This window comes from Hymenobacter convexus, from assembly GCF_030580955.1.
Lineage (GTDB): Bacteria > Bacteroidota > Bacteroidia > Cytophagales > Hymenobacteraceae > Hymenobacter.
This window is the reverse complement of the sequence record NZ_JAUQON010000011.1, coordinates 85,155-98,310: the sequence shown is the minus strand read 5'-3', so window position 1 is coordinate 98,310 and position 13,156 is coordinate 85,155. Positions and strand designations below refer to the sequence as shown.

Genomic DNA, 13,156 nt, shown 5'->3' with positions numbered 1-13,156 from the left:
GCTGAATGTCAAATGCAGTGCCGCGTTGTGTTTTTCAACTCCGCTCCCAACCCTAAAAATTCAACATTTCTAGAACGACTGAATAATCGTCGTGAAATCGGCCGCTTTCAGCGAAGCACCGCCAATGAGTCCGCCGTCCACGTCGGGCTGCGAGAACAGCTCCCGCGCGTTCTGCGCATTGGCCGAGCCGCCGTAGAGAATGGTGGTGTCGAGGGCCGCCTGGGCGTCGTAGGCCCGCGCAATCTGCTCGCGGATAAAGGCGTGTACTTCCTGCGCCTGGGCGCTGGTGGCAGTACGGCCCGTGCCAATGGCCCAGATGGGCTCATAAGCCACGGTTACCTGCGCAAACTCCTCGTTGCTGAGGTGGAACAGGCCGGCGGCCAACTGCTGGCCGATGAAGTCGAACGTCTCGTCGGCCTCGCGGGTGTCCAGCGACTCGCCCACGCAAAAAATGGGTTTCAGGCCGGCGGCCAGGGCAGCTTTCAGCTTCTGGCTCAGCAGCTCATCGGTTTCGCCGAAGTACTGGCGGCGCTCCGAGTGGCCCAGAATCACGTATTCGCAGCCCACCGAAGCCAGCATTTTGGCCGCTACCTCGCCGGTGAAGGCGCCGCTTTCCTTCTGGTGGCAGTTCTGGGCGCCAAGGTGCAGCTTGCCGCCCTGCGGCAGCTTCTCGCCCACGCCCGCCAGGAACGGGAACGGCGGGCAAACCACCACTTCCGGCCCGGTGCCGGCTGCGTTCAGTCGAACAATTTCTTCTACCAGGGCAAGGCCTTCCTGATAGGTGAGATTCATTTTCCAGTTGCCGGCAACGAGGTTTTGGCGCATACTAAGCGGGGCGAATTAAGTGGGAGTTCGTCGCAAAGCTACGGGCCAAACCGCCGGCCGGGCGCCCCGCCGCCTTAGTGGTTCTGGCTGGCCGCGTTGCGGGCGGCAATCTCGGCTTCAATGGCTTTGGCAGCCTCGTCGCGCAGCTGCCAGGGCGTTTTGCGGCCGCCCACGCGCGACAGCGTGAAGCCCAGCACAATGCACACCACCGCGCCGGCCAGCGCGGCCCAGCCCAGCTCGGGCACCTCGTGCAGGCGGGCCACCCACAGCCACGCCAGCGCCCAGGCCACCACCAGCGGGAACACCAAGTCGCGAAATATCCGGCTCATTATCAGGGCCAAGGCCACAACAATGAACAGCAACCCCAGCGTGAGAACCACCGAAACGCCTTCGGCTGTTTGCCAGCCCAGGTGCCGGATGCCAATGGTGAGATTGATAACCGAGGCCACCGAAATCCAACCCAGAAACAGCGAAAACGGCACCCCCACCCAGGCCGGCGCGGCCTCGGCAAAAATGCGACGGCGGACCCGGCCGTAGGTTATTATCAGGCTGATGAGGATAACGAGCATGACGCCTACGCTGGGCAAAATCAGCTCATAGGCAAACAGCACCACCCAGGCGCTGGTGCACAGGCAAGCCAGCGTCAGGGGCTTGGCCACGGCATCGGGCAGCGAGAGTTTCTGCTGGGCCGGCAGCAACTGCCACACCGAATACACCACCAACCCCAGAAATATCAGCCCCCAGATGCTGAACGCGTACCCCGCCGGCGTGAGCAGCGTAGGATATTTGGCCGACACCTGCCCCATGGTCTGGCCATTGAAGGGGTGGGTATTGGCGTAAAAATTCACGAAAACAGTGCTCCAAATAAACAATGCAGTCAGCCAGCGCCAGGCATGGCCGGTGGCGGTGGCTCTTGGGGCGGCGTATTGGTCAGGGGCGGTGACGGTGGAGGGCATTGTGCAGAAGGGTGGGAATTACTACCTACGTGCCAGTGAACAAGTTGGATTAGGCAGCAGGCTCCCCAACCCGCGCGCCATAAGCATCATTATTTCCCTTTCGCATTGGAAATAACGGCCGTCTCATTGCCCACGGCGCTAGGCTTGGGGCTACAACGTTACACTTTCTTCATCAAAAACTAACACCTGAGCCTTTATAATCGGCCCGGATGTTGATAACCAGCATTATCCGCCAACCTGAAAACGCTGGCTGAGCGTGGCGGCAGCACCTTTTGCTACCAGCAGGTACAACCCGGGCGTCAGGCCGCTTAGCTGCACATCGGAGCCGCCAACGGCCTGCACGGTGGGATAAACGCGCTGGCCCAGCACCGTGTACACGCTCAGCTCCGCCCCGTCGAGCGCGGGCGCCAGGCGCACCGTGAGGCTTCCACCCGGCGCCGGGCTGGGGAACACCTGCACCTGGGCGCCGGCTGGGCGTGCGGCCACGGCGGCCAGGGCCAGCGTGTGCAGGGCCTGGGCTTCGGCGGCCGTCAGGGCCCGGTTGTAGAAGCGGGCTTCGTCGAGGCCGCCGTTGAAGTTCAGTCCGAAGCGGTTGGCATCGGTCAGGAAGCCGGTGCGACTGGTGCTGTAGCCGGGGTTGAGGTCGACAAACATGGTGGACGTGGTGGTGAGCTGAAACACCGTGCCGCTGATGGTGCCGTAGTCGGGCCGGGACGACACGTAGGTGAGCGGCTGCGCCACGCCATCCACGTACACCACAATTTGGCGGGTGCCTCGGTTCACTACGGCCGTGGCCGTGTGCCACAGGCCGTCGTTGAAGGAGCTTTGGGTGGCCAGGCCCAGGTTGCCATTATAGGAGCTGGCGGCCACCAAGTTGAAATACACCTTGCCCACCTGGGCGTTGTCGAAGCCCAGGCTCCAGCCGCGCGCCCCGGTGCCGGTGCTGCCGCTGACCGAATAGTAGCCCTGGTTGCTGAAAAACGCCTGCGTGGCCGACGACAATGACCGAAAAGCCACCGAGAAGCTGAAGTCGCCGGTGGTGCCGAAGCTGAGCAGACCGTTGGGCAAAATCCATACTTCGCCACCCCCGCCCAGCTGCAGCGCCGCGTTGGGCTGGTTGCGCCGGTCGGGCCCGTACGCCACGTTGGTGGCGCTGTTGGTGCTCATATTTCCGGTGGCGTCGGTGGTGTTGCCATCGAACGGAAAGCGGCCCAGCAGGCCGCTATTCAGGTTCTGTGCATCAGCATGTTGGCCGAGCAAGCAGCCGAATAATACCCAAAGTAGCTTTTTCTTCATTTAAGAATAAGAATTGGAAATTGATACCGTTCACTAATTGAAACAGATGCCTGAAACAACCTGATGCGCAACGGTCGGGCTAAACACGAATTACTTCCCGCTTTAGCCCGACCGTTGCCGCATCAATTAGCTTCAAAATTACACCTTCTCCGCCAGGAAGCGGGCCGTGTGGTTGGTGTCTTTTAGCTTCACCATGTCCTCGGGCGTGCCTTCGAACAGCAGGTGGCCGCCGTTGAGGCCGCCCTCGGGGCCGAGGTCAATAATCCAGTCGGCGCACTTGATGATGTCGACGTTGTGCTCGATGATGAGCACGGAATTGCCCTGCTCAATCAGCGCATTAAGGGCGCCCAGCAGCTTGGCAATGTCGTGAAAGTGCAGGCCGGTGCTGGGCTCATCGAAGATGAACAGAATCTTATCCTGCTGCAGCGTAGCGCCTTTGGTGAGGAAGCTGGCCAGCTTCACGCGCTGGGCCTCGCCGCCGCTCAACGTGTTGGCCGACTGCCCGAGGCGGATGTAGCCCAGACCTACGTCCTCCAGCGGCTTGAGCCGCTCGGCCACTTTGGGGTGGGGCTGGAAGAACTGCACGGCATCCGTCACCGTCATTTCCAGTACCTCATCAATGCTCTTGTCCTGGTATTTAATTTCGAGAATGTCCTGCTTGAATTTATGACCGCCGCAGCCCTCGCAGGTCAGGTAAATGTCGGCCATGAACTGCATCTCGATTTTTACCTGGCCCTCGCCCTGGCACACCTCGCAGCGCCCACCATCGACGTTGAAGCTGAAGTGCGACGGCTTCAGCCCCCGCGCCTTGGCTAGCGGCTGCTCCGAAAACAGCGTCCGGATGGCGTCATACGCCTTCACGTAGGTAACGGGGTTGGAGCGCGACGACTTGCCGATGGGGTTCTGGTCGACGAACTCGACGTGCGACACCTGCCCGTTCACGCCGGTGAGGCGGTCAAATTTGCCGGTGCTTTCGCCCGCGCCGCCGCCCAGCATCTTCATCAGGGCCGGCGCCAGAATGCGCTTGATGAGCGTGGACTTGCCCGAGCCTGATACGCCCGTCACGACGGTCATCACGCCCAGCGGCAGCTTCACGCTCACGTTTTTGAGGTTGTTTTCGCGGGCGCCGGTCAGCTCCAGGGCGTTGCGCCAGGGGCGGCGCACCTTGGGCACGGGCACTTCCATGCGCCCGCTCAGGTACTGGCCGGTGTAGGTGGTGGTGTCCTGCAGCAGCGCGTCCATCGTGCCCTGAAACATCAGGTTGCCGCCGCCGCTGCCCGCTTCGGGGCCGATGTCAATAATCTGGTCGGCGGCCTCCATCATCTTCTCCTCGTGCTCCACCACCACCACGGTGTTGCCGAGCTGCTGCAGAGAGCGCAGCACGCCAATCAGTTGCTCCGCATCCTTGGGGTGCAGGCCAATGCTGGGCTCATCGAGCACGTACATCGAGCCCACCAGCGCCGAGCCCAGCGAGGTGGCCAGCGAAATGCGCTGGCTCTCGCCGCCGCTCAGCGTGTTGCTCAGGCGGTTCAGCGTCAGGTAACCCAGGCCCACGCGGTTGAGGTAGCCGAGGCGGTTGATGATTTCCGTCACGAGGCGCTCGGCCACTTTGGCGTCGTGTTCGCTCAGGCTCATGTTCTCGAAGAATTTGAGGGCTTCCGAGATGGGCAGCAGCACGATGTCGGCAATGCTGCGGCCGTCAATCTTCACATACTGCGCGTCTTTGCGCAGGCGGGTGCCGCGGCAGTCGGGGCAGGTGGTACGGCCCCGGTAGCGGCTTTGCAGCACACGGTACTGGATTTTGTGGGTCTGTTCGCTCACCCACTTGAAGTAGGAATCGAGGCCCTGGAAGTGCTTGTTGCCGGTCCAGAGCAGGCGCTGCTCGGCGGCGCTCAGTTCGTTATAGGGGCGGTGAATGGGGAAGTCGAAACGGATGCCGTTTTTCAACAGCGGCTTCAGCCACTCGCCCTGCTTCTCGGTGCGCCAGGGCGCAATCGCGCCTTCGTACACGGTCAGGCTCTTATCGGGAATCACCAAATCCTCGTCAATGCCCAGCACCGAGCCGAAGCCTTCGCAGGTCTGGCAGGCGCCGTAGGGGTTATTGAAGGAGAAGAAGTTGACGCTGGGTTCCTCGAACGTGATGCCGTCAAGCTCGAATTTATCCGAAAAAGTGCGGGTTTCGGACCCGCTGTCGGCGCCGGACATCTGTACCAGGCAGGTGCCGTGGCCTTCAAAAAACGCCGTCTGCACCGAGTCCGACAACCGGAAAAGCAGGTCTTCATCGTCGGGCCGCAGCACGGCGCGGTCAATCATGATGTAGACGTCGCCCTTCACCTCGGGCAGGCCCTCTCCTATCAGGTCTTCAATCTGGGCGGTTTCGCCGTTCACCACCACGCGGCTGTAGCCTTTTTGCAACAGCAAATCCAGCTCCTTGCTCATGGCGCGCGTGGGGTCAGGCCGGTGCAGAGGGGCCAGAATCATGGCGCGGGTGCCCTCCGGCTGTGCGGCCAGAAAGTCAACCACGTCGGCCACGTTATCCTTGCGCACCTGCTCGCCGCTCACCGGCGAAAACGTTTTGCCCACCCGCGCAAACAGCAGCTTGAGGTAATCGTAAATCTCGGTACTGGTGCCCACCGTCGAGCGGTTGTTCTTGATGCTGACCTTCTGCTCGATGGCAATGGCCGGCGAAATGCCCCGAATGTAGTCCACGTCGGGCTTGTCCATGCGGCCCAGAAACTGGCGGGCGTAGCTGCTCAGGCTTTCCACGTACATGCGCTGGCCTTCAGCGTAGAGCGTATCGAAGGCGAGGCTGGATTTGCCCGAGCCCGAGAGGCCCGTGACGACGATGAACTGGTTGCGCGGCAGGGCCACGCTGAGGTTTTTGAGGTTATGAACCCGGGCGTTTTTGATGAGGATGAATTCGCGCGGGTCGAGGTTGTCAATGGCGTTGTCGGCGGGGGCCGAAACTTGCAAAGCGTCTTTTTTGGGCATAAACGAACTAACAGCCAAACCGGGCCGGAAGGTTTCGGCCGCGGGCATTTGCTGAGAGTACGAAGGTACGGCCGGGGCGGAGGCAAAGAATTTTCCGAACGAAGCGCGGGCCAGCTACTTTTCGGTCTCCGCTAAATAATATCTCCCCGAACGGCCGTCGCCCGTCACTTCCGGCGTGGCAGCAAGGTCAAATACAGAGGCCAATTCATTGCTCCAGTACACCGTGCGAGCTTGCCGAGTTTTGGCCACTTTTTTCTTTCCGGAGGAATAGAAATCCCATACCGCAAAGTCGATAAATCCTAACGAAAAGCTTGCTATGGCATTTCCAGCCCTATAATTTCCGCATAATGGAGCACAGAAGACAAGCGCTTGGCCAACCGGAATGGTGATGGTTTTTGCAAAGTTTTTGTCGCAGCCCCAAGCTCCACACAGCCCGGAATTTCCCTTCTGAGTCCAAGAGTTGTCCCACCCACATGACATGATGGCAACGTCGCGGTCATGAGTGGTTTGGTTGCGGACACTTAATCTTATGTAAGGGATGTATTGAGGCGCAGTTACTAATTGTTCAGCTGATTTAACTGCGTGGACAATTTCGGCCGTTACAGACAAGTCGGTGGGGGCAGCAGCTTGCCCGGCGGCTTTTGATGAAATCGAAAGCGAGACGATTGTCAAGAGCCAGAAATTTTTCATGCATCGAATATAAAACCCAATGCCGGGCGAACCAACGCATGTTTTTGAACTTATTTTTTCATTATTTAGAAATTTGTCTAATTATCTTCGTACCATTGCAGCGTTATTTAACTTCCTCTTTTCCATGCCCACCTTTACCCGCCTTCTCCTCGGCACGGCCGCTGCCGCGCTGCTCAGCCTCACCAGCGCCTGCGCCCAAACGGCCCGCCCCAGCCTGAGCGGCGACTGGACCGGCGCCGTTGGCCCCATCGACTTCACCATCCACCTCACCGACCCGGCCGCCGGGCCGCGCACGGCCACGCTCGACATTCCGGCCCAGAACGCGAAGGGCCTGCCCCTGCAGTTCACGGCACCCGGCGACAGCGTGTACCTGCGCCTGTCCCAGCCCGCGGCCCGTTTCGTGGGTCGCCGCTCGGCCGATGGCCAGCAGCTCGTGGGCGAATGGCAGCAGGGGCCGCGCACCTTCCCGCTCACGCTGTCGCATGCCAGCGGCACGGCCAAAGCGGCCCCCGTCCGCCCCCAAACGCCGAAAGCGCCTTTCCCCTACCAAGCGACGGACATCACGTTCCGCAACGAAAAAGCGGGCGTTGCGCTGGGCGGCACCTACACCGTGCCCGCCGGCAAAGGCCCGTTTCCGGCGGTGGCGCTGCTCACCGGCTCGGGGCCGGAAGACCGCAACGAATCAGCTTTTGGCCACCAGCCGTTTGCGGTGCTGGCCGACTACCTCAGCCGCCACGGCATCGCCGTGCTGCGCTTCGACGACCGGGGCGTGGGCCAGAGCGGTGGCACGCAACAGGGAATGACCTCGGCCGACTACACCACCGACGCGCAGGCGGCGCTGGCCTGGCTGCGCGCCCAGCCGGGCATTCAGAAAAACCACGTGGGGCTGGCCGGCCACAGCCAGGGCGGTACGGCAGCCATTGGCGCCGCGGCGCTGCCCGGCGGGCCCGATTTCCTGGTGCTGCTGGCCGCACCGGGCTTGGCCGGCGATGAGATGATGGTGCAGCAGTTTCTGGCAATTAGCCGCGTGCAACACGCCACGCCCGCCCAGCTGGCCGAGATTGAAAAACGCCAGCGCAGCATTTTCAACATCATTCAAAAGACCAGCGATAACGCGGCGGCCCAGGCCCAGCTCACCGCCGTGCTGAACCCCACCGCCGACGCCCAGGCGCAGGCGCAACTGGAGCCGGTGCTGGCCACCTACACCTCACCGTTTTACCGCGACCTGCTGGCCGACCGCCCCGCTGCCACCCTGCCTAAGGTGCACTGCCCGGTGCTGGCCCTGGGCGGCAGCAAGGATGTGCAGGTGCCCGCCGTCCTCAACCTGTCCGCCACCGCCGCCGGCCTGAAGGCGGGCCACAACCGCGACGTGACCACGAAGGAGCTGCCCGGCCTCAACCACCTTTTCCAAACCGCCACCACCGGCGCGGTGGAAGAATACGCCACTATCGAAGAGACGTTTTCGCCGGCAGCGCTCCAGCTTATTGGCGACTGGATAGGGCAGCACACCCGCAAATAGCCAAAGGCTGCAGCCCGTATTTAGCATGTAAGGCCGCTCCAATGAAGCGGCCTTTTTTATTTCACAATTGCGCATTTCAAAGCCGGGTATTGAATTGCCGGAAAAAGCTTTGTTGTACTTTTCAGCATAACTTTGCCTCAATAAGCTACCAAACACTCGTTTTATTGCCTTATTCCATGACAAGATTTATACAAGTCGCATTATTTTTTCTGGCTTCGATTATCCAATTCTCCGTTGCCTTGGCTGCCCCGCTGGCGCCGGCGCCGCTCAATGGCCAGTGGCGGGGGCCCTTGAAGCTGCTGGGCGGCGAAATCACCATCGTCATCACCATTGTGCCGCTCACCAACGGCACCTACTACGCCGCCCTCGACGCGCCGCAGCAGCGCATCAGCCGCATGCCGGTGGAGGTGGAAGTGAAAGACGACAACCTGACGCTGCGCATCGAACAGGCGGGCAGCAGCTTCGTGGGCAAAATTCAGGACGACGGGGCCACCCTCAGCGGTACCTGGAAGCAGCCCGGCGTGACCGCCCCGATGGTGCTCAAGCGCGCCATCGCTTCGACGCAGGCCGCTACCAAGTTCAAAGCCACACCGCCCTACCGCCTGAGCGACGTCGCCTTCACCAACCCCGCCACCCGGCAGCGGCTGGCCGGCACCCTCACGGTGCCCGCCGGCGAGGGCCCGTTTGCGGCCGTGGTGCTGCTGTCCGATTCGGGCCCGCAGAGCCGAGAGGTGGAAGTGCCCGGCTACCGCATGTTTGGCCAATTGGCCGATTACCTCACCCGCCACGGCGTGGCCGTGCTGCGCTTCGATGACCGGGGCGTGGGCAAATCGGGCGGCACCTACGCCAACGCCACCACCGCCGACCTGGTGACCGATGCCCAGGCGGCGCTGGCGTACCTGCGCACCAGTCCGCTGGTGTCGGCGCACCGCGTGGGGCTGCTGGGCCACGGCGAAGGGGCCAACGTGGCCCTGCTGGCCGCGGCCGGGGCCGGCCGGGCGCCGGCGTTTGTGGTGTCGTTGGCAGGCTACGGGCAAACGGGCTACGACGTGCTGCTGCGCCAGCAGGGCGAAATCATGCGCCTCATCGGGGCCGACCCGGCCCAGGTGAAGGCCGCGCAGGACGTGTACCAGCGCACGGTTAACATCATTCGTCAGACGCCCGATAATGCCGCGGCCCGCACCAAGGTGGCCTCGCTGCTGGCCGGCGCCAACATGGGCCTCGACGGCAGTATGGCCCGCGCCCGCGCCGTGCAGCTCACTTCGCCCTGGGCCCGCTACTTCTTCGATTTCGACCCGCAGGCCAAGCTCGACAAGGTGCAGTGCTCGGTGTTGCTGCTAAATGGCACAGCCGATTTGCAGGTATCGGCCCGGCGAAACATGACGCCGCTCTACAAGGCCCTGCGCCACGCCAATCGCACGGCTACCTCCTACAAGCTCACCGGCGTCAACCACCTGTTTCAGGCCCCGCCGGCTCAGTGGCCGTTGGTGAATGCGGCCCCGCAGGCCGTTTTCTCGCCCGAGGCACTAAAGCTCGTGCACACCTGGATAGCCCAGGAAACCAAGCTGCCCGGCGGCCCGCTGCCCGTCACGGTGAAGCGCCCCAGGCCCTCCCGCAAGGCCAGCCGCACGCCCAGCACCGCCCGCACGCGCAGCTAGGCGCGGGGCCGGGCACCAGGCAGAGGTAGCCAAACTGATAGATTTATTCCTATCATTGCGCAGCAGCTGGCCTAACGCGCTGGCGTTCTGTCCTCCTTCTACCTACTTGCTTGGGCCGCTGGCCGGTCCCGCCCGCGTATGGCACCTCCTCCCCCGTCCCGGCCCCGGTGGTCCTGGGAAAACTCGGCCCCGATGCGCTGGGTGCGGCGCTCCTTTGGCTACTCGCGCGGCGAGGCGCGGGGCCTGGCGGGTCTGCTGGTCATCATGCTGCTCACCATTGTGGCGCCCATCCTGCTGCGGCCGGAGCTGCCCACCTACCTGCCCGCCGCCGACCAGAAGGGCGTCGATGAGCTGGCGGCGCAGCTCAAGGAGCACCGTACTGTGGAACAGGGGTTTGCCTCGCGCTTTCCGAAGCGTGAGTACCGAAAATACGAGCGCCGCGGCCCGCGCTACCCGGCCGTGCCCCAGGTGCGCCTCAGCCCCTTCGACCCCAATGCTTTGTCGGCCGAAGGCTGGGAAGCGCGCGGGGTTCCGCACTTCGTGGCGGCCCGAATGGTGAAATACTGCCAAGCGGCGGGCGGCTTCAAGGCCAAGGCGCAGGTGAAGAAAATGTACGGGCTGGAAGACTCGGTGTACCAGCGGCTGGCGCCGTTTATGCAGCTGCCTGAGGAGGCGCCTAAGCGCGACTACGCCGCTAACCCGCCCGGGACCGATGGCAAGTTCCCGCCCTTCGCCGCCGGCGATGCCACCGCCTCAAAATTTCCACGCAAACCCCGCAACCTCCAGCCCTTCGACCTCAACACCGCCGATACCACGCAGCTGATGCAGATTCGGGGCGTTGGCGCGGGCCGGGCCAGGTGGGTGGTGAAATACCGCAACCAGCTGGGCGGCTACGTGCGCGAAGACCAGCTGGACGAGGTATTTGTGCTGCGCGACGCCCCCGACCTGCGCGACAGTCTCAAGAAATACACGTTTGTGGCCCTAGGTTTCGCCCCCAAAACGGTGAATGTGAACACGGCCAGCTTCGACGAGCTGTATCTGCAACCCTACATCGGCAAGCCGCGGGCGCGGCTCATTGTGGCCTACCGCCAGCAACACGGACCCTTCAAATCGGTGGAAGATTTGAAGCAGATGCCCACCCTCAAACCCGGCGACTGGGAGAAGATGCGGCCTTACGTGCGCTGCGAATAGCCAAAGCAACCCGCGCAAAACAGGCACCCGGGACGCGGCCTGAATATCGGACTCTGGCCATAGTTCACTATTCAAACCGCTCTTTATCCGGCAAATAAGCCAGGGCTCTTCGCCAACAATTAGGGGGCAAATTCAGTATTACTAGCCCGGCTAATTTCCTCGCGCTATGACTGACGATTTCCTCCCCTCCTCCACCGGCCCCGACGGCCTGGAGCCCAATGACGGCCGCCGCACCTTCATCAAGCAAGCCTCGGGGCTGCTGGGGCTGGCCCTGGCGCCGCCGCTGGTGGGCCAGGCCGAACGCCTCACCGCCATGGCCAAAAAGGTGGAAGGCGTGACCGAAATGCGCCTCAAGGTGAACGGCACCCTGCGCACCATCAAGGCCGAGCCGCGGGTGAGTTTGCTCGACGCGCTGCGCGAAAAGCTCGACCTCACCGGCTCGAAAAAAGGCTGCGACCACGGCCAGTGCGGCGCCTGCACCGTGCTGGTGGACGGCCGCCGCGTGAACAGCTGCCTCACCCTGGCCGTGATGGCGCAGGGTAAGGAAATCACCACCGTGGAAGGCCTGGCCAAGGGCGAAGACCTCCACCCGCTCCAACAGGCTTTTCTCGACCACGACGGCTTTCAGTGCGGCTACTGCACGCCGGGCCAGCTCATGTCGGGCGTGGCCTGCCTGAAGGAAGGCCACGCCAAAACCGACGGCGACGTGCGCGAGTGGATGAGCGGTAACCTCTGCCGCTGCGGCGCCTACCCCAATATCGTAGCCGCTATTCGCGAGGTGGAAAAGAGCGGGTTTAAAGGATAGCAGTACCTCACGCCGGAACGTCATGCTGAGCGCAGTCGAAGCATCTCTACCGGGGAAGTAAATAATTACCACAGCGGTAGAGATGCTTCGACTGCGCTCAGCATGACGTTCTTCTCCTCTTTCGGAACCAACCAATGAACAACTTCTCCTACCTCTCCACCACCACGGCCAAAGACGCCACGGCCGCCGTGACCGGCACGAAAGGTGCGGCTTTCATCGCAGGCGGCACCACGGTGCTCGATTTGATGAAGCTCAACGTGGAAAACCACAGCGAGCTGGTCGACATCAATATGGTGCCCTTCAAAGGCATTGAGCAAACCGCTGACGGCCTGCGCATTGGCGCGCTGGAGCGCATGAGCGACGTGGGCGAGCACCCGCTGGTGCTGCAGAACTACCCCATGATTTCGCAGGCGCTGCTGCAAGCCGCCTCGCCGCAGCTGCGCAACATGGCCAGCATCGGCGGCAACCTGCTGCAACGCACCCGCTGCGGCTACTTCCGCGACGTGGCGTTTCCGTGCAACAAGCGGCAGCCCGGCTCGGGCTGCCCGGCGCAGGAGGGCGAAAACCGTGGCCTGGCCATTCTGGGCGGCAGCAAATCGTGCATCGCCACCCACCCCGGCGACCTCGGCGTGGCTCTGGCGGCCCTCGACGCCGTGCTGCTGCTGGAAAACGCCAAAGGCAAGCAGCGCCGCGTGCCGCTGGTCGATTTCCACGTGGTGCCCGGCACCACGCCCCAGCGCGAAACCGTGCTGGAGCCCGGCGAGCTCATCGTATCGGTGACGGTACCGGCGGCGGCTCATGCCCGCAAGTCAATGTATTTGAAAGTGCGTGACCGGGCCTCGTACGCTTTCGCGCTGGCCTCGGCCGCCGTGGGCCTCGATGTGCAGGGCGGGCAGATTCGCTCGGCGCGGGTGGCGCTGGGCGGCGTGGGCACCAAGCCCTGGCGCTCGGTAGCCGCCGAGAAAATCCTGACCGGCGCGCCGGCCACGGAAGCCACCTTCCGGGCCGCTGCCGCCGCCGCCGTGCGCGACGCCCAGCCCCGCGAGCAAAACCGCTTCAAAGTGGAGCTGGCCCAGAATACGCTGGTGCGGGCACTGCTGGAATTGTCGGCGGCTTAAAGAACGTCATGCAGAGCGCAGCGAAGCATCTCGCGTGCATTGCTAATCCAATTGATTAGAGTTACCACCCCGAGCGAGATGCTTCGCTGCGCTCTGCATGACGGCCT

10 protein-coding genes are annotated in these 13,156 nt (G+C 62.8%); 5 read left to right on the top strand and 5 right to left on the bottom strand.

The features are described from left to right. Positions 1 to 69 precede the first annotated feature (69 nt). The 5 genes from tpiA to Q4S41_RS20420 form a co-directional block, all read right to left on the bottom strand. Positions 70 to 825, bottom strand: coding sequence for a triose-phosphate isomerase (gene tpiA, locus Q4S41_RS20440; protein ID WP_305032989.1), 756 nt, complete (start codon positions 823 to 825; stop codon positions 70 to 72). A gap of 74 nt (positions 826 to 899) precedes the next feature. Further along, positions 900 to 1,781 carry a hypothetical protein gene (locus Q4S41_RS20435; RefSeq protein ID WP_305032988.1) on the bottom strand — a complete coding sequence of 294 codons (882 nt, stop codon included), beginning with the start codon at positions 1,779 to 1,781 and terminating at the stop codon, positions 900 to 902. 225 nt (positions 1,782 to 2,006) lie between these two features. Then, a complete protein-coding gene (locus Q4S41_RS20430) occupies positions 2,007 to 3,077 on the bottom strand; it encodes a T9SS type A sorting domain-containing protein (RefSeq protein WP_305032987.1) in 1,071 nt (356 codons plus the stop codon). A 138-nt stretch (positions 3,078 to 3,215) separates the two neighbouring features. Then, entirely contained in the window at positions 3,216 to 6,068 is a 2,853-nt protein-coding gene (gene uvrA / locus Q4S41_RS20425; protein ID WP_305032986.1) for an excinuclease ABC subunit UvrA, read from the bottom strand. A gap of 114 nt (positions 6,069 to 6,182) precedes the next feature. After that, complete coding sequence (locus Q4S41_RS20420; protein WP_305032985.1) at positions 6,183 to 6,758, bottom strand: hypothetical protein; 576 nt, start codon at positions 6,756 to 6,758, stop codon at positions 6,183 to 6,185. A gap of 124 nt (positions 6,759 to 6,882) precedes the next feature. Here Q4S41_RS20420 and Q4S41_RS20415 point away from each other — a divergent pair, with 124 nt between their 5' ends. The 5 genes from Q4S41_RS20415 to Q4S41_RS20395 all read left to right on the top strand — a co-directional run bounded on the left by Q4S41_RS20415 (position 6,883) and on the right by Q4S41_RS20395 (position 13,049). Beyond that, on the top strand, positions 6,883 to 8,277 hold the full coding sequence (locus tag Q4S41_RS20415; RefSeq protein ID WP_305032984.1) for an alpha/beta hydrolase family protein: 1,395 nt from the start codon (positions 6,883 to 6,885) through the stop codon (positions 8,275 to 8,277). A 239-nt stretch (positions 8,278 to 8,516) separates the two neighbouring features. Further along, positions 8,517 to 9,935 (top strand): alpha/beta hydrolase family protein, encoded by a 1,419-nt coding sequence (locus Q4S41_RS20410; RefSeq protein WP_305032983.1) that lies wholly within the window; start codon positions 8,517 to 8,519, stop codon positions 9,933 to 9,935. A gap of 138 nt (positions 9,936 to 10,073) precedes the next feature. Continuing rightward, positions 10,074 to 11,126, top strand: a complete 1,053-nt coding sequence (locus tag Q4S41_RS20405; RefSeq protein WP_305032982.1) for a ComEA family DNA-binding protein — start codon at positions 10,074 to 10,076, stop codon at positions 11,124 to 11,126. Between the two features lie 166 nt (positions 11,127 to 11,292). Further along, positions 11,293 to 11,931, top strand: coding sequence for a (2Fe-2S)-binding protein (locus tag Q4S41_RS20400; protein ID WP_305032981.1), 639 nt, complete (start codon positions 11,293 to 11,295; stop codon positions 11,929 to 11,931). A 134-nt stretch (positions 11,932 to 12,065) separates the two neighbouring features. Further along, positions 12,066 to 13,049, top strand: coding sequence for an FAD binding domain-containing protein (locus Q4S41_RS20395; protein ID WP_305032980.1), 984 nt, complete (start codon positions 12,066 to 12,068; stop codon positions 13,047 to 13,049). The last annotated feature ends 107 nt before the right edge of the window (positions 13,050 to 13,156 follow it).